Source organism: Altererythrobacter sp. GH1-8, from assembly GCF_043702085.1.
Taxonomy (GTDB): Bacteria; Pseudomonadota; Alphaproteobacteria; order Sphingomonadales; family Sphingomonadaceae; genus Erythrobacter.
The window spans coordinates 972974-993234 of sequence record NZ_CP171690.1; the positions used below are offsets into that span (position 1 = coordinate 972974).

25 protein-coding genes are annotated in these 20261 nt (G+C 59.6%); 20 read left to right on the forward strand and 5 right to left on the reverse strand.

Annotated features, from left to right (window positions below):
• The first annotated feature begins 46 nt into the window (after window positions 1-46).
• The 3 genes from ACG9DO_RS04750 (at window position 47) to ACG9DO_RS04760 (ending at window position 2330) form a co-directional block, all read left to right on the forward strand.
• A complete protein-coding gene (locus tag ACG9DO_RS04750; protein ID WP_394730578.1) occupies window positions 47-481 on the forward strand; it encodes a DNA-directed RNA polymerase subunit beta' in 435 nt (144 codons plus the stop codon).
• A gap of 77 nt (window positions 482-558) precedes the next feature.
• On the forward strand, window positions 559-1890 hold the full coding sequence (gene gltX / locus ACG9DO_RS04755) for a glutamate--tRNA ligase (RefSeq protein WP_394730579.1): 1332 nt from the start codon (window positions 559-561) through the stop codon (window positions 1888-1890).
• 152 nt (window positions 1891-2042) lie between these two features.
• Complete coding sequence (locus ACG9DO_RS04760) at window positions 2043-2330, forward strand: PilZ domain-containing protein (RefSeq protein WP_394730580.1); 288 nt, start codon at window positions 2043-2045, stop codon at window positions 2328-2330.
• 58 nt (window positions 2331-2388) lie between these two features.
• Here the strand turns inward: ACG9DO_RS04760 and pyk are convergent, their stop codons facing one another.
• Window positions 2389-3873 (reverse strand): pyruvate kinase, encoded by a 1485-nt coding sequence (gene pyk / locus ACG9DO_RS04765; RefSeq protein ID WP_394730581.1) that lies wholly within the window; start codon window positions 3871-3873, stop codon window positions 2389-2391.
• 48 nt (window positions 3874-3921) lie between these two features.
• On the opposite strand from pyk, the gene ACG9DO_RS04770 reads away from it, so the two are divergent.
• The 8 genes from ACG9DO_RS04770 to ACG9DO_RS04805 all read left to right on the forward strand — a co-directional run bounded on the left by ACG9DO_RS04770 (window position 3922) and on the right by ACG9DO_RS04805 (window position 7516).
• Window positions 3922-4257: a DUF1244 domain-containing protein gene (locus ACG9DO_RS04770; RefSeq protein ID WP_394730582.1), complete on the forward strand. Its 336-nt coding sequence runs from the start codon at window positions 3922-3924 to the stop codon at window positions 4255-4257.
• 84 nt (window positions 4258-4341) lie between these two features.
• Window positions 4342-4578 (forward strand): DUF2312 domain-containing protein, encoded by a 237-nt coding sequence (locus ACG9DO_RS04775; protein WP_067601806.1) that lies wholly within the window; start codon window positions 4342-4344, stop codon window positions 4576-4578.
• A gap of 71 nt (window positions 4579-4649) precedes the next feature.
• Entirely contained in the window at window positions 4650-4997 is a 348-nt protein-coding gene (locus tag ACG9DO_RS04780) for a heavy metal-binding domain-containing protein (RefSeq protein ID WP_394730583.1), read from the forward strand.
• A gap of 1 nt (window position 4998) precedes the next feature.
• Window positions 4999-5454, forward strand: coding sequence for a GNAT family N-acetyltransferase (locus ACG9DO_RS04785; protein ID WP_394730584.1), 456 nt, complete (start codon window positions 4999-5001; stop codon window positions 5452-5454).
• Between the two features lie 89 nt (window positions 5455-5543).
• Window positions 5544-6287 carry a YebC/PmpR family DNA-binding transcriptional regulator gene (locus ACG9DO_RS04790; protein WP_394730585.1) on the forward strand — a complete coding sequence of 248 codons (744 nt, stop codon included), beginning with the start codon at window positions 5544-5546 and terminating at the stop codon, window positions 6285-6287.
• 31 nt (window positions 6288-6318) lie between these two features.
• Window positions 6319-6669, forward strand: coding sequence for a DUF3147 family protein (locus tag ACG9DO_RS04795; protein ID WP_394730586.1), 351 nt, complete (start codon window positions 6319-6321; stop codon window positions 6667-6669).
• A gap of 16 nt (window positions 6670-6685) precedes the next feature.
• The gene (gene ruvC, locus ACG9DO_RS04800) at window positions 6686-7159 is read left to right on the forward strand and encodes a crossover junction endodeoxyribonuclease RuvC (protein ID WP_394730587.1); all 474 of its coding nucleotides are present in this window, start codon (window positions 6686-6688) and stop codon (window positions 7157-7159) included.
• Between the two features lie 9 nt (window positions 7160-7168).
• A complete protein-coding gene (locus ACG9DO_RS04805) occupies window positions 7169-7516 on the forward strand; it encodes an ArsC family reductase (protein WP_394730588.1) in 348 nt (115 codons plus the stop codon).
• 38 nt (window positions 7517-7554) lie between these two features.
• Here ACG9DO_RS04805 and ACG9DO_RS04810 read toward each other — a convergent pair whose 3' ends face one another.
• Window positions 7555-7719 (reverse strand): hypothetical protein, encoded by a 165-nt coding sequence (locus tag ACG9DO_RS04810; protein ID WP_394730589.1) that lies wholly within the window; start codon window positions 7717-7719, stop codon window positions 7555-7557.
• A 91-nt stretch (window positions 7720-7810) separates the two neighbouring features.
• On the opposite strand from ACG9DO_RS04810, the gene ACG9DO_RS04815 reads away from it, so the two are divergent.
• Complete coding sequence (locus tag ACG9DO_RS04815) at window positions 7811-8800, forward strand: glycerophosphodiester phosphodiesterase family protein (RefSeq protein ID WP_394731201.1); 990 nt, start codon at window positions 7811-7813, stop codon at window positions 8798-8800.
• Window positions 8801-8858: 58 nt separating this feature from the next.
• Here ACG9DO_RS04815 and ACG9DO_RS04820 read toward each other — a convergent pair whose 3' ends face one another.
• Together ACG9DO_RS04820 and ubiG are read right to left on the reverse strand one after the other, a co-directional pair.
• Window positions 8859-10145: an MFS transporter gene (locus tag ACG9DO_RS04820; RefSeq protein ID WP_394730590.1), complete on the reverse strand. Its 1287-nt coding sequence runs from the start codon at window positions 10143-10145 to the stop codon at window positions 8859-8861.
• 115 nt (window positions 10146-10260) lie between these two features.
• On the reverse strand, window positions 10261-10998 hold the full coding sequence (gene ubiG / locus ACG9DO_RS04825) for a bifunctional 2-polyprenyl-6-hydroxyphenol methylase/3-demethylubiquinol 3-O-methyltransferase UbiG (RefSeq protein ID WP_394730591.1): 738 nt from the start codon (window positions 10996-10998) through the stop codon (window positions 10261-10263).
• Between the two features lie 52 nt (window positions 10999-11050).
• Between ubiG and ACG9DO_RS04830 the strand changes: the two genes are divergently transcribed.
• From ACG9DO_RS04830 to ACG9DO_RS04865, 8 genes are all read left to right on the forward strand, one after another.
• Window positions 11051-12331 carry an aspartate kinase gene (locus ACG9DO_RS04830; protein ID WP_394730592.1) on the forward strand — a complete coding sequence of 427 codons (1281 nt, stop codon included), beginning with the start codon at window positions 11051-11053 and terminating at the stop codon, window positions 12329-12331.
• A gap of 146 nt (window positions 12332-12477) precedes the next feature.
• Window positions 12478-13140, forward strand: coding sequence for a helix-turn-helix domain-containing protein (locus ACG9DO_RS04835; RefSeq protein ID WP_394730593.1), 663 nt, complete (start codon window positions 12478-12480; stop codon window positions 13138-13140).
• 293 nt (window positions 13141-13433) lie between these two features.
• Window positions 13434-14360 (forward strand): GGDEF domain-containing protein, encoded by a 927-nt coding sequence (locus ACG9DO_RS04840; protein ID WP_394730594.1) that lies wholly within the window; start codon window positions 13434-13436, stop codon window positions 14358-14360.
• A gap of 75 nt (window positions 14361-14435) precedes the next feature.
• Entirely contained in the window at window positions 14436-15446 is a 1011-nt protein-coding gene (locus ACG9DO_RS04845; RefSeq protein ID WP_394730595.1) for an NAD(P)H-dependent flavin oxidoreductase, read from the forward strand.
• Complete coding sequence (purU, locus tag ACG9DO_RS04850; protein WP_394730596.1) at window positions 15446-16300, forward strand: formyltetrahydrofolate deformylase; 855 nt, start codon at window positions 15446-15448, stop codon at window positions 16298-16300. Before ACG9DO_RS04845 ends, purU begins: the two co-directional genes overlap by 1 nt.
• 144 nt (window positions 16301-16444) lie before the next feature.
• The gene (locus ACG9DO_RS04855) at window positions 16445-17320 is read left to right on the forward strand and encodes a dienelactone hydrolase family protein (protein ID WP_394730597.1); all 876 of its coding nucleotides are present in this window, start codon (window positions 16445-16447) and stop codon (window positions 17318-17320) included.
• Window positions 17321-17517: 197 nt separating this feature from the next.
• Entirely contained in the window at window positions 17518-18300 is a 783-nt protein-coding gene (locus ACG9DO_RS04860) for a hypothetical protein (protein WP_394730598.1), read from the forward strand.
• 16 nt (window positions 18301-18316) lie between these two features.
• A complete protein-coding gene (locus ACG9DO_RS04865; RefSeq protein ID WP_394730599.1) occupies window positions 18317-18781 on the forward strand; it encodes a hypothetical protein in 465 nt (154 codons plus the stop codon).
• On the opposite strand, the gene ACG9DO_RS04870 is transcribed toward ACG9DO_RS04865, so the two are convergent.
• Window positions 18745-19965 (reverse strand): DUF418 domain-containing protein, encoded by a 1221-nt coding sequence (locus ACG9DO_RS04870; protein WP_394730600.1) that lies wholly within the window; start codon window positions 19963-19965, stop codon window positions 18745-18747. The genes ACG9DO_RS04865 and ACG9DO_RS04870 overlap by 37 nt on opposite strands.
• Window positions 19966-20261 lie beyond the last annotated feature (296 nt).

Consider the following 20261-nt stretch of genomic DNA (forward strand, 5'->3'; position numbering starts at 1 on the left):
AATAAGATACGTCTCTCGCTTCCACAGAGAATGAGGGAGTGCCTTCGTGCGACATGCCAAACCGGTCAATGCAGTGTCCTGGGTCGAAAAACTGAAAGAGCAGGTGCGGGTCGATGACCTCAATGCGTTGGCGCTCCGGTTCGTGTATTCGCTCAGGCTCATCGCGATCCATCGCCGGGCGAGGCGCGATCCGGTGCCGGAACTCGCGGCGAAGCTTGGCAATGTGACCGCCGCCATCGCAGCGCTTGACCTCACTGAGACCATCGCAGCGATATGGCCGGAGCCGGTCCGGGTTGGCAGGGCCTGCTGCCGCTGCCTCACATTCGATGAAGTGACCCTGGCCCGCGCACTTGAGGCCGTGGTCGCCCGGGACCGGCCTGCTTTCAATCACCAGCTGGAAGGATTGCTGAAGCCTGGCCGGATCGATCTGGTCTGGGAACAGGCAATGACGCTGGTCGCGGCAGAGCTGAATGCCTCGTGAGAAGCGGCCGATGACAATGGTGCCGTGCCGATCTTAATGACTATGACTTGCGCGATTTTCCCGCTAGCGGAACGCGCATGACAACCACTCGATTTGCCCCTTCCCCAACCGGCCGCCTGCATGTCGGCAATGTCCGCACTGCGCTGCATAACTGGATGCTCGCAAAGAAGGCGGGCGGGAAATTCCTGCTGCGGATCGACGATACCGATAACGAGCGCAGCAAGGAGGAATATGTCATCGCGATCCGTGAAGACCTCGCGTGGCTCGGCATCACACCGGACGGCGAAGAGCGCCAGTCGCAGCGGCTCGATCTTTACGAAGCGGCTTTCGAGCGCCTGAAGGATGCAGGACGGGTCTATCCAGCCTACGAAACCGCGCAGGAACTGGACCTAAAACGCAAGGTTCTGCTCGGGCGCGGTCTCCCGCCGATCTATGACCGCGGTGCGCTGGAGCTGACAGAAGAGCAGCGCGCGGCAAAGGAAGCCGATGGCATCCAGCCGCATTGGCGTTTCAAGCTCGATCATGGCTCGCCGATTACCTGGGAAGATGGCGTGAGGGGGCCACAGAAATTCGATCCGGCGCAGCTGTCTGACCCGGTGATCCGGCGCGCAGATGGCAGCTGGCTCTACATGCTGCCAAGCGCGATCGACGATATCGACATGGGCGTCATGCAAGTGCTGCGCGGTGAAGACCACGTCTCCAACACCGCGGTGCAAATACAGATGTTCGAAGCCCTGGGCAGCGCGCCGCCAGCCTTCGCGCATGAAGCGCTGCTGGTGGGCCGCGAAGGCAAGCTCTCCAAGCGCCTCGGCTCCCTCGGTTGCGATGCTTTCCGCGAGAAGGGGATCGAGCCCGAAGCGATCATCGCACTGCTGGCCCGTCTTGGCACTTCGCTGCCGGTCGAACCGATCGCCGACGTGAACGCGCTGCTTGAGACGTTTGACCTCGCGACCTTCGGGCGCGCGCCAGCGAAATTTGACGATGCAGAGCTGGAGCGGATCAACACGGCAATCGTGCATCAGATGGCATTTAGCGACGTCGCTGATCGTCTGCCTGAAGGCATGGATGAAGCAGGCTGGCACGCGGTTCAGCCCAACCTTTCGACCATTGCGGAGGCGGGCGAATGGTGGCGGCTCGTCACCGGTCCGATCGAGCAGCCGGGCTTCTCTGATGAAGATCGCGCCTATCTCGCCCAGGCAGCCCAGACGCTCAGCTGGAGCGATGACCCCTGGCACGCACTCACTGACGCTTTGAAAGAGGCAACCGGGCGGAAGGGCAAAGCGCTGTTCCTGCCGTTGCGACAGGCGCTGACCGGGATGGATCATGGCCCGGACATGGGAGAACTGCTCCCGCTGATCGGTGAGACTGAGGCCCGGGCCCGGCTTGAGCGAGCCGCTGCGAAAAGCTGATCGGACCCAGCCTGAGAAGGCTGTTTACCCTCGCGAAACCATCTTCGGAAACCATTTACTCGCCATGCTCGTAACCGGTCTGGCAAGCCTGCCGCGTTACTTCACATCAAGCACGCGCGGCCTGGCGCGGCGATGGAAACAGGAGCGAGCGCATGGAGCGCAGGAAGAACGACCGGTTTGCAGCGAGCTACAATGCCGAAGTGCGCTATCGCTCTGGTCGCAAACTGGAATTGCCAGTGCTCGATATCAGCCTTGGCGGCTGCATGGTCGATGCGCGGGCCTGGTCGATCCGTCCAGGCGAGCAGCTCTCCATCAAGCTGCCCGGCCTTGGCTATCAGCCGGCGGAACTGGTCTGGATTGAAGACGAGCGTGCGGGCATCGTGTTCGAAGAACCGCTTTACGAGCCAACGCTGGAACATCTCAGCCGTCTTGCGGCTTGACCGCCGAGCCAGCCGCGAGCGCTGTGGCAGACAGCCCAGACAGCCGGGCGCTTTGAGCCTAGCCCTTGTGTTTGTCGAGCTCATCGCCCGTCAGCGTCACCACATGCAGCAGGTTTGTCGCACCGGGCGTGCCAAACGGGACACCGGCGAGCGCGATCAGCTTGCTGCCTGCCTTGCCCATCCCATGGCGCAGCGCCATGCGCTTGCCCTTGGCGATCATCTCTTCAAAGCTGCCGATATCCTTGGTCGCAACTGCATGGGCACCCCATAACAGGCCCACCCGCCGTGCGGTCTTCATGCTCGGTGTGAGCACCAGCATCGGCGTGTCGGGCCGCTCGCGCGCTACCCGGCGCGCGGTTGAGCCAGACGAGGTGAACACCGTGATCGCGCTGATCGGAACGGTGTCCGCAATGGTCATACAGGCATGCGCAAGCGCATCTGATGTGGTCGCATCAGGCGGCGTCTCAAGGAAGCGAACGCGCGCCTTGTAGCCTTCATCGCGCTCTACCTGGCTTGCGATCTTGTCCATCATCGCGACCGATTCTTCCGGCCAGTCGCCTGCCGCGCTTTCAGCCGACAGCATGACGGCGTCCGCGCCATCATACACCGCGTTGGCCACGTCAGAGACTTCCGCGCGGGTCGGCGTCGGGCTCTCGATCATGCTTTCCAGCATCTGCGTTGCGACGATCACGGGCTTGCCTGCGGTGCGCGCTGCATTGACGATCCGCTTTTGCAGCGGCGGGACTTCCTGCGGTTCGAGCTCCACACCAAGGTCGCCGCGCGCGACCATTATACCGTCTGCCGCTTCCATGATTTCATCAAGCCGCCGCACTGCCATCGGCTTCTCGATCTTCGCACACAGCGCGCCATAGCCGCCCATCAGTTTGCGCGCTTCGGCAAGGTCCTCCGGACGCTGGACGAAGGAAAGGCCGATCCAGTCAACCCCTTGTTGTACGGCAAACGCCAGGTCCTTGCGGTCTTTCTCTGTCAGCGCGGGGATGGGCACTTCGGCATCGGGCACATTCACACCCTTGCGGTCCGAAATCACGCCGCCAACTTCAGCCGAGCACAATATGCTGTCAGCTTCCGCCTTGATCACCTTCAATTTGATCTTGCCGTCGTTGATCAGCAGACGCTGGCCTTTTTCCAGCAGGCCGAACAGCTCGGGATGGGGCAGATGGACGCGCGTCTCATCGCCCGGCTCAGGGTTTTGGTCGAGCGTGAAGTGGCCCGAATGGCGGATAACGGCCTGCCCGTCCTTGAAGGTGCCGACGCGCAGCTTGGGCCCTTGCAAGTCAGCCAGGATCGCAATCGGGCGGCCGAATTCCTTCTCCAGCGCGCGGATCGCCTTGATCGTCTGGCTGTGCACAGCATGTTCGCCGTGGCTCATGTTGACGCGGAACGCATCCGCGCCCGCCTTGAACAGCTTGCGCAGCATCTCAGGCGAAGAGCTGGCCGGGCCAACCGTGGCGAGGATCTTGACCTTGCGACCGCGCGGGTCGAACTTGAGGTTACCAGAATGGTTCAACGCGGTCTTTGTCATGGAAGTGTGCTATGGCAGGTCTATCTTGCAACTCAAGGAATTGTATCAATGGATACGAATGCGCCAAGCCCCCATTTCGATGTGCCGGATGCTCTCGACAGTCTTGATGATGCGGTGGCAGCGGCCGCCTTCCGCCGGCTGGCGCGGCATTTGCAGCATCGCCATGATGTGCAGAACATTGATTTGATGGGGCTGGCAGGCTTTTGCCGCAATTGTCTGGCGGACTGGATCAGGGATGCAGGCTTTGAAGGGGACAAGGATACGGCGCGCGAAATCATTCACGGTATGCCAATGGCGGAGTGGAAAGCGACCCGGCAAAGCGAAGCAACGGCTGAGCAGATCGCAGCCATGCAGGCGAGCATTGCGAAAAACCAACAGGATTAATTCGCAGCTCGGGTTCAATAGCGCTGGCTAGCTGGCTATCGAAGCGCCAACCGATTCTCATACGATTTGTTGGAGACCTTGAAGATGGCTGAAGCCACCGATGACCGCCTGCGCTTGCTGATCGAACGCATCGAACGCCTGGAAGAAGAGAAGAAAGGCATCGCGGACGATATTCGCGACGTTTATGCCGAGGCCAAGGCGGTTGGTTATGATACCAAGATCATGCGCCAGATCGTGCGCCTTCGGAAAATGAAGCCTGATGACCGCGCGGAAATGGAAACCGTGCTGGAAACCTACAAGGCGGCGCTGGGGCTGGGCTGATCGAACGGGTCAGACTTGAATTCCAATCCTCAGTGTATTATGTAAACAATACAGCAATTTGAGGAGCAACCATGGCCAGTCCCTGGAAAGATGCGCGCGGTATTATCGTCACCACAACCCCCACGATCGAGGGGCGTCCGATCCAGGAATATCTCGGTATCGTCACCGGCGAAGTGATCGTGGGCGCGAACCTGTTTCGCGATCTGTTTGCCAATATCCGTGATATCGTGGGAGGGCGTTCCGGTAGCTATGAGCGGATCCTCGCCGATGCCCGACAGCAAGCGATTTCCGAACTTCAGGCGGAATGTGCGGCGCGCGGCGGCAATGCCGTGGTGGGCGTTGATCTCGATTACGAGGTGATCGGCGACACCGGCTCCATGCTGATGGTCTCAGCCAGCGGGACAGCGGTAAAGGTCTGACATGGTCAGCGTGCGCCGCTTGGGCGTGGGCGATCTGGCCGGCTATCGCGCGATGAACGCGGTATTCTGCGATGTGTTTGGCGAGCCCGAGCATTATTCCGACAACAAGCCTGATGATGGATATTGCGAAGACTGGCTCGCCAGTCCGAACAGTGTCGCAATCATCGCTGAAGAGGGTGAGCAAACGGTCGGCGCTTTGGCGGGATACATCCTGCCCAAGTTCGAGCAAACCCGCAGCGAAGGCTATATCTACGATCTCGCGGTCGCAGAGACGCATCGCCGGATCGGCATTGCCACCGCCATGATCGCAGAAATGCGCCGTGTGGCGCGCGAGGCGGGTGCGTGGACGGTGTTTGTCCAGGCCGATGTCCTGCCGGAGGACGGACCGGCGCGCGCACTCTATCGCAAACTCGCCCATGAAGAGATCATGGCGCATCATTTCGACATCCAGCCTTAAACAGTCTTCTCAAAGATTGCTCGCGCTGGCGGGCTTCGCTAGGGGCTGATGAGCAATTTCAACTTGTACAAACTGGATCAACGAGAGCCATGGCAGGCCATTCCAAATTCAAGAACATCATGCACCGCAAGGGTGCGCAGGACAAGAAACGCTCCAACCTGTTTTCCAAGCTGAGCCGCGAGATCACGGTTGCGGCCAAAATGGGTATGCCCGATCCGGACATGAACCCGCGTCTGCGCCTCGCGGTGAACGCTGCAAAGGCGCAGTCGATGCCCAAGGACAACATCCAGCGCGCGATCGACAAGGCGAGCGGCGGTGATGACGAGAATTACGAGGAGGTGCGCTACGAGGGCTACGGTCCAGGTGGCAGCGCAATCATCGTGGAAGCGCTGACCGACAACCGCAATCGCACAGCGACGGCGGTGCGCACCGCGTTCAGCAAGAATGGCGGCAATCTGGGCACCGAAGGGTCGGTTGCGCATGGTTTCGAGCGCTTGGGTTATATCGAATACGGCCCTGAAGCTGGCGACGAAGAAACCGTGCTGGAAGCCGCCTTGGAAGCGGGGGCGGAAGACATTTCGTCGTCCGAAGACGGGCATGAAATCTGGACTGCCGCCGAAGACTTGCACGAAGTCGCCGGTTCCCTTGAAAAGGCACTTGGTCAAGCGAAGGAAGTCAAGCTTGCCTGGAAGCCGAACCTGACTGTGCAGCTGGACGAACAGGCGGCGGGCACGCTGCTCAAGCTGGTCGATGCGCTTGATGATGATGATGACGTGCAGACCGTGTGGGGCAATTACGACATCAGCGATGAAGTGATGGAGAAGCTTTCTTGAGGTACGCCCCGACAAGCGGGACTGTGGGCTGATGCTGGGCTTCGCCGCGAAGGCGCTGCTGGCCGGCGTTATCATCGCGGCGATTGCTGAAGTGGGCCGACGGCTTCCCACTATGGCGGCGCTGATTGCGTCGCTACCGCTGGTCTCCATTCTTGGCATGATCTTTCTCTGGCATGTGAGACCCGATCCAGAGAACATGGCGGTGCACGCGGAATCGACTTTCTGGTTTGTGTTGCCCAGCCTGCCGATGCTCCTGCTGATGCCCTTCATGCTGCGGCAGGGCTACAGCTTCTGGATTGCGCTTGCGGCAGGCTGCGCGCTGACAGTGGTCCTGTACCTGCTCATGGTCCAGTTCGGCCCGCGCATCGGCATCAAGCTCTGATTTCGCGGCTCCGAAGATGCTGATTCTCGGCCTTGACCCATCCTTGAGCTGCACCGGCTGGGGTGTGGTGAGGAGCGAGGGCTCCAAGCTTACGCATATGGCAAATGGCCAAGTCAAGACCGACGCCAAGGCCCCCATCGCTGAGCGCCTGCATCATCTGCACGACGCGATCCGCGCGGTGGTCGAGGCACATCAGCCTGACCGCGCGGCGGCAGAAGAAATCTTCCTCAACAAGAACCCGCAGTCGACCCTGAAGCTGGCCCAGGCGCGCGGGGTTGTGCTGGCGGCCTGCGCTGCAAGCGGTTTGAGCGTGAATGAGCACGCAGCAAGGCTCGTCAAGAAGAGCGTCGTCGGTACAGGCGGTGCGGACAAGGCTCAGGTGCAGGCGATGCTGAAGGTGTTGCTCCCCGGTGCGCAAATCGCGGGTGCGGATGCGGCTGACGCGCTCGCAGTGGCGATCGCTGACGCGCATCTCACCCGATCAGGTTAGGATGATCTGATGACACTCCATTTCTACGGCATTCCCAATTGCGACACTGTGAAGAAAGCGCGCAATTGGCTCGAGGCGGAAGGACTCAGCTACACCTTCCATGATTACAAGAAGGAAGGCGCGGACCCGGCAAGGCTTGCTGCCTGGGCCGAGCAAGCGGGCTGGGAAGTGCTGCTGAACACGCGCGGGACGACATTTCGCAAACTCGCCGATGAGGACAAGGCTGACATCGATCAGGCGAAAGCGGTTCGCTTGATGACCGAAAATCCCAGCATGATCAAACGCCCGGTTGTCGAATATGCAGGTGGATTACTGGTGGGGTTCAAGCTGGCAGAGTGGGAAGCGGTGCTCGCGTGAGCCTCGCAGCGTTCAGCAAAGGCTCAGCCGCCTTTCGCTCAACCGGGCCAGCGATTGTCTTCCAGCACGTCGCGACCGCTCATCTTTCCGGCAGAACTTTGACCTGCCCCTGAAATCATGTTGCTGATACGCTCCATATCGTAGCCGGCCAGCCAAAGGCCGCCCACGACAAGGATCGACAACAGGAGGAACTTCTTGAACATCGCCTCGGAACATACCGTCCTGCCGCTCAACAAAGAGTTAAGCCTGTTTCTGGCGGCTTTGCTGGGATTTGGGGCAATCGCGGGATCAGGCATGGCAGAAGCGCGCGGGAGCGATGATATGCTGGTAATCGCGCATCGCGGGGCCAGCGCCGAACGGCCTGAACACACGCTTGCAGCTTATGAGCGCGCGATTGATCAGGGCGCGGATTATATCGAGCCTGATCTGGTGGCAACCAAGGACCTGGTGCTGATTGCGCGCCATGAAAACGAGTTGTCCGACACCACAGATGTGGCCAATCGCGAGGAATTCGAGACCCGGCGGCGGGAGAAAACCATCGACGGGCAACGCGTGGCGGGGTGGTTCGCAGAAGACTTTACGCTCGAAGAAATCCGCACCTTGCGCGCGAGCGAGCGAGTTCCCTCGATCCGTCCGGCCAATGCACGCTTCGATGGCCTGTACCAAGTACCGACCTTCGCCGATATCGTTAAGCTGGTGCGGGCCAAGGAAGCGGAAACGGGCCGCACAATCGGGCTCTATCCTGAACTCAAGCACCCCACTTTCATGCTTGAGGAAGCCGGGATCGACATGGTCGATCTGGTGCTTAAGGAATTGCGGGATCTGGGAATGTCAGCCGATGACAAGGTCATCCTGCAAAGCTTTGAGATCGGCACTCTGCAGCGCCTCAACCAGCGCAGCGACTTCAAACTGGTGCAGCTTGTCAAAGACGAAGGCGGCCCGGCGGATGAGCCGTCGATCCGCTATGACGAGATGATGTCGCTGTCAGGCCTTGTCGAGATTGCGACTTATGCTGACGGTCTGGGAGCACCGATTGCAAAGTTGCTCAATGCCGATGGCAGTCCAACTTCGCTGGCTGCGGATGCCAAGGCAGCGGGTCTCATCGTCCACGCCTTTACCCTGCGCCCGGAGAACGCCTATCTGCCTGCGCCTCTGCGCTCCGGCAGCGGTGATGCGGCGCATGGCAATGCGATGGCGCTGATCGCGATGCTCAAGGCTGCCGGTGTCGACGGCATTTTTCATGATGCACCGGCGCTGGGCGTGAAGGCACGCGCGTCTGAATAGACCTTCCTTAATCGACGATTGGCCCTAATCGACGATTGGCCCTAATCGACGATTGGCCCTAATCGACGATTGGCACGGGGTCCGGGTCGATCGGGCGGTGCCCGATGCGCAGCAGCAACACGGAGACCACGCCGGCGAAGTAAAGTGCCGCAGTTATGCCCAACACCAGAGTCAGTTCTTCCGCCCCGCCAAGTGCAGCGAAGATTGTCGCGCCTAGCGAGACAGGCAGATTCGCTATTGAATTATAGATAGTGAACTGTGTCGCGGCGACGCGCCCATCCGAGAGCTGCATTCGCAATGGATTGGATGTGATGCTCGATAGCGTCGTCAAGATCGCGTAAGTGCCAACCATGGCGATGAATCCGATTGTCGTGGTCCAAAGCGCCATTCCGAAGATCAAGAACATCGTTAAGGCCCCAAAACAGAAATCAACCCCTGCGTAGGAAAGTCGAGGGCCAAAGCGGAGTGTCAGTAAGCTGCCAATGACAATCGCGATGACCGCCGTGATCAGATCAACGGTCGAATACATCCCGGAATAGCTGGCCGTATCATAGCCGACATAGGCCACGGCGAGGATCGGCACCAAGGGTATCAGTATGCCGAGTGCAGTACGACCGAAGAAGGAAGCCGCAATCAGAACAAGACTGTCGCGCTTGATCAGCGAAAGGAACGTCACCTTAAGGATGGGCCACCACGCGCCGACGCTCCGTTCAAGGTTGATCGGGTGTGCTTTGCCGTCGCTCCATGGGAAGCGCTTCTCGCCCCGACGCTCTCGCAAAACGCAAGCATAGATCGTGATAAGAAGGATGACTGGGATGAAGGCGAAGAAGGTCGCCTGACTGCCATAATACTGCAGTCCGAAGCCTGCTGCTGCTCCGGAGATGGCTTTGGATACCGTTTGCCCACCGAACATGAATGCGCTGGCAGTCCCTTGATCTTTTTCCGGAAGGATATCGACTGCAAGACCATCGACAGCGACGTCCTGCGACGCTGCTCCGCCCATAATCAGGAAGGTAGCGATCAGGATCGTCTCGATATCATCGACATCCGGCGCGAGCACTGCGGCAATTGTGAAACCAGCAACCATCAGTCCTTGCGAGAAGATCAGCCATGCGCGCCTGCGCCCCATCGACAGATAGGCGTAGCGGTCGAAGACAGCTGCGGGGATCCATTTGACGCTCCACGGCAGGTAAGCCATCGCCACAACTGCAGCTACGTCCTTATCGGGCGCCCCATTGGCGGCTAGCCAAACAGGCAAGGCGATGACGGTGATCCCGGCTGGCAATCCCTGACCGAAATAGAACAGGAAGAACGAAAACAGTCGGACGACCTTGTTCTCAGACAAGATCAGTCCGCTCCCAGCGGCGCTTTGCGTCAATGGATTTCCCCCACTCGGTCCGTCCCTGAGTGAGGAGCCTAGGGAGAATTACCTCGAAGGCCAGCGAAAACCTTGTGCTCGCCTAAACTTGGCGGATTTCTACAATATAGTTCAGCGACAGGTCGCCTGAGAGATGCATGCCTTTGCCCGGTCGCCAGGTGATCCCGCGCGGGGCCCCCATCATGAGGCCGACGTCTGCCAGCAGGCCGTCGAGTTCTTCTGGAGTAATGAAATCGTTCCAGTCATGCGTGCCGCGCGGGACATATCCCACCGCTTCGGCTGCTTCGACCAGCAAGGCCCGGCTCGCCAGCGTGCGGTTCGGGGTGGAAAGCACCATCAGGCCACCGGGCGCGAGCCGTGCGGCCAGATCACGCAGGAATGCGGGCTTGTCGGCGACATGCTCAATCACTTCGAGCGAGGTAACAAGATCGAACTGGCCGATATCGAGGCTCGCGAGTTCTCCTGTCATGTAGCGTATGTCGAGCCCGGCGCCTTCTGCATGAGCGCTCGCTACGCCGATATTCTCTCCGCTTGCATCAACGCCGGTTACAGCCGCGCCTAGCCTTGCAAGCGGCTCGCACACCAGCCCTGCCCCGCAGCCCACATCGAGCGCGGTCTTGCCATCTAACGGCTTGGCTGAACGAATATCGCCGCCCCAATGCCGGTCAATCGCTTCACGGATGAAACGCAGCCGTACGGGATTGACCTGGTGCAGCGAGGCCATCGGCCCCTTGGGATTCCACCACTCGCGCGCCAGCGAACTGAAATGCGCAGCTTCCTCTGGCCGAATAGTTACATTTGTGACATTTGCCTTATCCATTCCACGTCCCTAACAGCGCGCGGGGTTTGAAACCAGCAGGAGCGAGCACGAATTGGCCCGCATCGTGATGAAATTTGGCGGCACCTCCATGGCGGGGACGGAACGCATTCGCCGCGTGGCGCAGATCGTGCGCAAGCAGCAAGCGGCCGGACATGAGGTCGCGGTGGTCGTTTCCGCCATGGCGGGCGAGACCGATCGCCTCGTGAACTTCTGCCGTGAAGCGAACGCGCTTTACGACCCAGCGGAATACGACGTCGTGGTTGCCTCTGGCGAGCAGGTCACAAGCGGCCTTTTGGCACTCACTTTGCAATCGCTGGGCTGCAAGGCACGCAGCTGGCTGGGCTGGCAATTGCCGGTGAGGACGATGGAAGCCCACGCCAAGGCCCGGATCGAAGCTATTGACGCCGACGCATTGGTTGCCTCGATGCAAGCGGGCGAAATCGCAGTCATTCCCGGATTTCAGGGTCTTTCGGAAGATGGCCGGATCACCACGCTTGGGCGCGGGGGCTCTGATACCTCTGCGGTTGCTGTGGCGGCGGCGGTCAAGGCGGATCGCTGCGACATCTATACGGATGTCGACGGGGTCTACACCACCGACCCGCGTATTGTTGCCAAGGCAAAGAAGCAGAAAGCGGTCACTTACGAGGAAATGCTGGAGCTTGCCTCGGTCGGAGCAAAGGTCTTGCAGACCCGTTCTGTCAGCCTTGCCATGAAGGAAGGGGTGCGGCTGCAAGTGCTGTCCAGCTTCCTCGGCGACGATGCCATTCCGGCGGACGAATTGCCCGGCACGATGATCGTGTCGGACGAAGAAATGAACGAGTTAGTGGAGAACGGCGATATGGAACGCCAGCTTGTGACCGGCATCGCGCATGACAAGAACGAAGCAAAGATCATCCTTACCCGCGTTCCGGACAAGCCGGGCGCTGTTGCCAATATCTTCGAGCCGCTGGCCCAGGCTTCGATCAATGTCGACATGATCATCCAGAACGTCGGCCGCGACAAGGGCGAGACCGACGTGACTTTCACGGTCCCGCAAGCCGACCTGGCGCGCGCGCAGGCCCTGCTTGAGGACAAACGCACTGAAATCGGCTTCAACCGCATCATCACCGACAACAAGATCGCCAAGATCAGCGTTGTGGGTGTCGGCATGAAGAGCCATGCAGGCGTTGCCAGCAGCATGTTCCGCGCGCTTTCTGATCGGGGGATCAACATTCAGGCGATCTCGACCTCGGAAATCAAGGTCAGCGTGCTGATCGATGAAGACGAGACCGAACTGGCGGTGCGTGTGCTGCACACTGCATACGGACTCGATGCGAAGGACGAGGCGGCCTGAACCCTTGCGTGCAGCTGTGGGTTGACTGAGGCTGGGCATTTTTCGCGGCAAACGGACCCGGAAGCTAACCAATCCTTAACCCCAAGGCCCGAACCTTGTCGCGGTGATGCAGTATGGTCTGCACAAGCGTACAAGGAAGAGGTTTCATGCCCGTCAAAGGCCATCTCGAAGATCGCTCCGAAGTCGAAGGCCGCGGTGCAGAGCGTCGTGAGCTGAGGCTCGAAACGCGCGGCGTGATGGGCAGCGGCGTTGAAGCAAACATGACGGCGCATAACGTTTCTTCCAGCGGTATGCTGATCGAAACGAGCGAGGAACTCGCCATTGGTGAGCGGCTCACGATCCATTTGCCCGAAGCCGGCGATGTGTCGGCTGAAGTGGTGTGGTCAAGTGACCGGTTGTTTGGTTGCCGGTTCACCCAGCCGGTTTCAGCCGCTGTTCTGGCTGCTTCACAGCTGCGCGGAGAAGCGCTTGCGCCGCTTGCTCTCAGTGGCTCCCAGAACAAGCTGGGCGGCGCGGCTTTTGGCAAGCGGCTGGAGCAACTGCGCAAGGGCAAGGGCATGACCTTGTCGGACGTGGCCGAGCGCCTCGGCGTCAGCAAGCCAACGGTGTGGGCATGGGAGAAGGGCAAGGCGCGTCCGATCGAGGATCGCTTCCCAGCGCTTGCCCGCGTCCTGGGGATCGAGCAGGATGAACTGCTGGGCATGGCGAGCCCGTCAGCTGCGCAGGAAACGCTGGAAGAGGCCCGTGCGCTGATTGCAGAAGCGTTTGGCGTTACCACGGACAAGATCCGGGTAATGGTCGAACTGTAAGTCGCACTATTTAAAAACCTTCCCCGACCACAGAATTGGCTAGTTTTCGGCATCTACTTAGGGTTAGTCTCTAAGTAAGAGCGATGACGCGTGCGGATTTTATGGTAAACAGAATGAGTAGCCGATTCGAAAGTTAGACAAATAATATAACGCAACTAACCGATTTATTGCTTTCCTCATGCGGGGTTGGGTCCGCAAAGGTGGGGAACAGGATAATTTGATTAGTTTACGTTACGTCAGGCTGGTCTGAAATTGGCAGAGGGGCAACACGTCAAAGCCGGGGGCATGCGGCCATGACTATCGGATTGAACGTAAAGCTTGGGGGAAGCCTGTACGGCGTATTGGCAGACCTTGGCGGGGATATTGTTCTCAAGATCGACCGCCATGGCTTTATCGAACACGCTTCCGACGCCTTGAGCCGCGCGGGCTTCGAACTCGACGCGATGTTGATCGCGCCGCATCTGGCAGACTTGACTGATGCCGATCATGCGGACCTGCTGCGCGACTATTGCGCGCAAGTGCTCCAATCGGGCAGGTCAGCAGAGCCAATCCACATTCCGCTTTGCGCTGAGGGGAGGGAGCCGCGCTGGTTTGCGATTACCTTGCGGCCCTTGCCCGTCAATATGGAGCGGAATGGACAATCGCGCGGTGCAATCTGCGTCTTGCGGTGTGTCGAGCAGGAACGCGCGCTGGAGCATCGCCTGTTTCAGACCGCGATGACCGATGCTCTTACCGGGATTCCCAACCGCCACGCATTTCTCGGCAGCGTCTGTCACCTGATGGCTGCAGGTCGGGGCGGTTCTATCGCGCTGTTCGAGATCGATCGTATTCGCGCGATCGGGCTGCGCTTTGGTCAACAGGCAAGCGACAGCGTAATCAAGGCCTTCGCTGGATTTCTGTCAAACATGCTCGATGAGGATCATATCCTGGCCCGGCTCGAAGACAATCGCTTCGCCGTGATGCTGCCATCATGCGAACGGCGCGAAGCGATCGACTTTGCCAGCGAAGTGGTCTCTACCTTTGCTGAATTCTCGCGCGATGCAGAGCTGGAAGAAATGCGGCTGACGGCGAGCGCGTCCGTCTCGCAATTGAACGGCTGTCTCGATGACACGCTGGTGCGCGGCGAGGTCGCGCTTACGATGGCGCGGTCCGCGGGCGGTTTTCGGGTCGAGTGCGGCGATGCCATCCGCAGCAGCTGGCGCCGCAGCAAGACCGCCTGAGCGGACCGAACCAGCGTAGCGCATAGGTCTGCACAGGCTTGCTCTCCTTGACGCAGGCCAGTAACGCGGCTGGCCATGACATCCTATCCAAAGACCGCTGCGTTGATGCAGCGAGGCCGAGACTTCCTGGGCTGCGAACACGCCATTCTGTGCGGCGCGATGAGCTGGGTCTCCGAACGCAATCTGGTCTCGGCCATCTCCAATGCTGGCGGTTTCGGCGTGATCGCTTGCGGAGCGATGACACCGGATCTGCTCGACGCGGAAATCGCGGCCACCAGGGCGCTGACGGACAAGCCATTCGGCGTGAACCTCATCACGATGCATCCACAATTGTTTGACCTGATCGCGGTGTGCCAGAAGCACGGCGTGGGCCATGTCGTGCTGGCGGGCGGCATTCCTCCCAAGGGCAGCGTCGAAGCGATCAAGGCATTCGGCGCGAAGGTCATCGTGTTTGCGCCTACTCTGGCGCTCGCAAAGAAGCTGCTGCGCTCGGGCGGCGATGCGCTGGTGATCGAAGGGATGGAAGCAGGCGGACACATCGGCCCCGTTTCGACGAGCGTTCTGGCGCAGGAATTCCTGCCCGCACTGGCAGAGGACCACGTCGTCTTTGTTGCTGGCGGGATCGGCCGCGGTGAAGCGATTGCAGGCTATCTGGAGATGGGTGCGAGCGGGGTGCAGCTGGGCACCCGCTTTGCCTGTGCCAGCGAAAGCATTGCGCATCCTGACTTCAAGAAAGCTTTCTTCCGCGCCAAGGCCCGCGATGCCGAAGCCAGTGTGCAGGTCGATCCGCGCTTGCCGGTGATCCCGGTGCGCGCGCTCAAGAACAAGGGCACCGAGGAATTTACCCGCAAGCAGATCGAGGTCGCCGGCATGCTCGATCGTGGGGAAGTCGACATGGGCGAAGCGCAGCTGCAGATCGAGCATTTCTGGGCCGGCGCCTTGCGGCGCGCGGTCATCGACGGCGATGTCGATGGCGGCTCGTTGATGGCAGGCCAGTCGGTCGGCATGGTGACGCAGGAAGAACCCGTGGCTGACATCATCGCGACGCTGATGGCGGAAAGCGAAGCGGCGCTGGGCCGCCGCTGATGTCCGATCCACTAGTCCTTACCCTGTCATGTCCTGACAGGCCGGGAATCACCGCCCGCGTGACCGGGTTCCTGTTCGACAATGGCGGCAATGTGCTTGAGGCGCAGCAGTTCAACGACCGCGAAAGCGATCGTTTCTTCATGCGGGTCGAGTTTGAAGATGGCTCGCAGTCGCTGGATGCACTCCGCGCTTCCTTTGCGGCGCTTGCGGATGAATATGCGATGCAATGGAAGCTCGCCCTTCGTGACCGCCCGCGCCGGGTCATCCTGATGGTCAGCAAGTTCGATCATTGCCTCGCTGACCTGCTCTATCGTTGGCGGATCGGCGAATTGCCGATGGAGCCGGTAGCGATCATCTCCAACCATCCGCGCGAGACCTTCGCGCATCTCGATTTCGCCGATATTCCGTTTCATCACCTGCCGGTTTCAAGGGACACCAAGACCGAACAGGAAGCGCAGGTGCGGGCGATTGCGGAGCAGACGCGCGCAGAGCTCGTGGTGCTCGCGCGCTATATGCAGATCCTCTCAGACGAGCAAGCGGGTCACTTTGCGGGGCGCTGCATCAATATCCACCACAGCTTCCTGCCCGGCTTCAAGGGCGCGAAGCCCTATCACCAGGCTCATGCGCGCGGGGTGAAGATGATCGGTGCAACCGCGCATTATGTCACCACCGACCTCGATGAAGGGCCGATCATTCACCAGGATGTCGAGCCCATCACCCATGCCGACTTGCCTGACGAGCTGGTGCGCAAGGGACGCGATATCGAGCGCCGCGTTCTCTCTGAAGCGGTGAGGCTGCATCTTGAGGAACGCGTGCTGATGAACGGCACGCGCACCGTTGTATTCAGGGGCTGAGCAAAGCCGTTAATCGAGACTGGCAGCTTTATCCTCATTCGCGCGGTGTCCTCCCCTGTCCTGCTACGGGTATAGTGAAGGGGCTGTTGCCCATCATCCGATTGGCGCTTAGATCCATCGTCCAAAGCATGATGGAGCGATGCAATGTGCGATCAAGAAACCATGAAGCGCTGGGCCAGGGGTCAGCTCTCCCGCCGCGAGTTCGGTGCATTGTCAGGCGCTGCCGCGCTATCAGCCTGCACGGCTGGCAACGCTCCGGGGGCGAATGGGCAAGGCACCGCGCCGGAACTGGTCGAAACCCCAGTGAGCTTTGAGACGGCAGATGGCACGATGGACGCAATCCTCATCCACCCGGAAGACGGCGAGCACCCAGCGGTGATCCATTGGCCCGATATTGCCGGGATCAGGCCGTCGCATATCAGCATGGCGCGCCGGACCGCCGATCAGGGCTACGCCGTGCTGCTGGTCAATCCTTACTATCGCGACGTGAGCGGGCAAATCTGGGAGAGCTTCGCGGACTTTGCCGATGGCGGATGGGACACTGCGCGCGGCTTCCGCGAGAAGCTGTCCTCCTTCGCCATCCGCAGCGACACGCAGGCGATCGTCGCGTGGCTCGACGCGCAACCCTTTGTCGACACAAGCCGCGGGATCGGCGCGGAAGGGTACTGCATGGGCGGGCCATTCACAGTCTACTCAGCCGCTGAAGTGCCTGCGCGGGTGAAGGCGGCAGCCAGCTTCCATGGAGGCGGGCTGGTGCGCGAAGACGCAGAAAGCCCCCACAGGCTGATGGCGACGACAGAGGCAAGTTTCCTGATTGCCATTGCGACAGACGATGATGCGAAGGCGCCGGATGACAAGACTGCGCTGCGCGAAGCGGCAGATAGCGCGGGCAAGCCGGCTGTGGTTGAAGTCTATGCCGGCGATCACGGCTGGACCGTCCCGGACAGTCCAGCCTACGCGAAGGAAGAGGCCGACCGCGCCTTTGAAGAGAAAATCAAGCTCTATGAAGGCGCGCTTTAAGAGCCTTTTTCGCAATCAAATCGGCTGCAGATCCATGACTTGCGGAAGACCATCACTCCTCTGGATTGCGAAGTTTACACTTGATCTCTGAGCCCGGGATATGCAGCCTTCTCCCCTCTCTCAGGGCTTGCGCCTGTTGAGAGAAAGTCAGTCGGGTCGCGAGGTGTAATCACGATTTTTGACAGGGGGAGAAGACCATGGGCATTCGTACCACGTTGATCGCGGGAGCTGCCACCGCTGCACTCGCAGCCTCACCAGTCCTTGCGGAAAAAGCGAGAGATCTGGTGGACATCAATGGGATGAGAGGCAGCAGCGCAGAAAGCGCGCTCCAGTCTCGCGGCTTCGAGCATACTTCGACACACAAGAATTCCATGGGCTATGCCTACAGCTATTGGTGGAACGAGCGCGACGATGATTGCGTCCAGGTCGAAGTCTACAATGGCAGGGTCGAGACGATCCAGGATGCAGCAGATCAGGACTGCGGCCATCACAAGGGAGATGGTGCCAAGGCTGCCGGTGTCATCGCCGGTGCTGCTTTGCTCGGCGCACTGGTCTCGCACAAGTCGCACCATCACGAAGACCGCAATCACCATGAAGATCAGAAAGCAGAAGCCGATTACGAGCGCGGCTATACCGATGGCCTCCATAATGCGGCCTATCACAATTATGATCGCTCGGACGCGTATTCCTCAGGCTATACGGCCGGTGTGGATGAGCGCGAAGCAAAGCTGAGCCATCATCACGGCCACGGCGGTTACTCACAGGTAGCGGCTTACAAGGACGTAGAGGGCATGAGCGGCTCGCGCGCTCGTGATCTGTTGAACGAACGTGGCTTCACCCGAGTCAGCCGCTTTGGGGATGACAACACCCGATATTCGATCATGTGGCGCGCGCAATCGCGTCAATGCCTGCAGCTCACGGTCGCTGATGGGCTGGTCTATGACGTGCGGGATATTGGCAATCATCCGGATTGCCGGTGAGAGGGAGTAGTTCGGTATGAGAATGACCTTGACCCTGCTGGGAGCGGCTTCTTTCGTTCTCGCATCGTGTGGAGGCGGTTCAGCACCTGAGGAGCCGAACGATACCGGCGGATCAGAAGAGGTAGCGCAAGAGCCTGTCTCAGCGGCGGAGAGCGAGGACGCGCTTGTTCCGGGGACTCAATATAACGCCACTGCGCAGATCCCTTGCGGCTTTGCCGGAGAAGACCCGACGCAGAACTGCGATGCGGGGGTGATCCGCAATTGGGGTGAGGATGGCACGACTTTGGTCGAAGTCCAGAAACCTGACGGTTCAAAGCGCGCGATCTTTGTTCAAGGTACCACACCTATTGGTGCTGATAGCGCTGAAGCGGATGGATCTGCCGGATGGGATTTCAAGACCACCCGCGATGGTGATCGAGTGACCGTCAACTTTGGCCCCGAGAGCTACATAATCGTGGATGCATTTGTTGAGGGTGGCTGAGGATGCCGCCTCAGCGGCACCTTCCAGTCGTTCAGGGTTGCCGCGCGCCAGGTCCATTCCAGCGGTCCGTAACGGTATCGTGCATACCACCAATGTGCGAACAGGATTTGCAATCCGAAAAAGGCAATTGCGAGCAGGATTCTCGTTTGCGTGTCCCACACCTCAGCCATTCCGAGCCCGAATTGATACAATATGGGAACGGCGACAAATGAATGCGCGACATAGAGCGTGAGTGTCATCCGCCCAGGACCCTTGAACAGGCCAACCAGCCGCTGCAATGGAGAGTTCCACACAAGCGCCAGAAGTCCGATTTGCGCTGTTATTGCGCTGATCCCGATCCACTGGAACAGGATTGCGCTTTCGGTAAAGGGTCCGATCGCGAACTCTGCGCCTGATGGTGATCCGGGCACCATCGGCTTCACGATGAATTCGAGGATCGCAAAGATCGTGCCGCCAATGACAAGCATTGCCAATGCAATCCCGCGATCCTTCGCAATGCGGGCGAAAAAACCTGCGCGCTGAATGATCACACCTACGGCAAACAATCCGGCAATCTCGCTTACCCTGCCAAACGACCAGTTTATTGACCACTTGACGAGATTGCCCTCTGTTGCATTCGCCCTGATGATTTCTCCCAAGCTGCCGTTTCTGAGGGTATCCCATAGGTAAGAGCTGGCAAAATAGGGCTCTGACGCGGCAAAGGCATTGCCCCAATTGGCCAGCATCCACTGGATAAGCAGCGGGATCTGCAGGAAAAACAGGCCTGAAATTGCCAGCAGTGCGTAATTGCTGCGAACTCTATCCAGCGGAATGAGCAGAAGCCCCAGAAACGCGAGTAACCGGAGTATCTCAGCCGCATACAGCAGCGAGTGAATGAAGCCGATTGCCATGAGGAGCAGCAGTCGCCACGCAAAACGGCTGGTGAAGTCGACGCCGCGTCCGCGCTGGTTGCCCATGATTGTTGCGAAGCTGAACCCGAAAAGCAGTGCGAATATCGCGAAGGCCTTGCTGCCGAAGAGGAAGAAAATGGCCTGCCCCCACGGATCGTCAGTCCCTCGCGAAAGGCCGACGCTAAATGCTTCAGCCGCATGCACCATGAGCAGGCCGAACAAGGCGAAGCCGCGAAGGGCATCGACAAACTCAATTCTTTCAGGCCGAACCTGCACACCGCTTGCGTCGTTCATCCATTTCCCCCCTTGGATATCCGGCGCGACCCGGATGGAATAGGCACTGCGTAGTTTTCTTTGTCAATGTGAGGCTCCGGAAAACTGCGTCCACATTGATTGCCTTGAGTTGCCAGTGCAGACCGTCCGCTTTCCACACCAGCTCCCGTCATCCTGAACTTGCTTCAGGATAACAGTCTCAACAAGCAAGGATCATGCTGAAAGGAGTTCAGCATGACGCAAGTGCAACAGCCTGCTCCCGACATTTCCTACTGACCCGTCCTTCAGTAAATTTCGCGCGCAATCCTGTCTCTGGC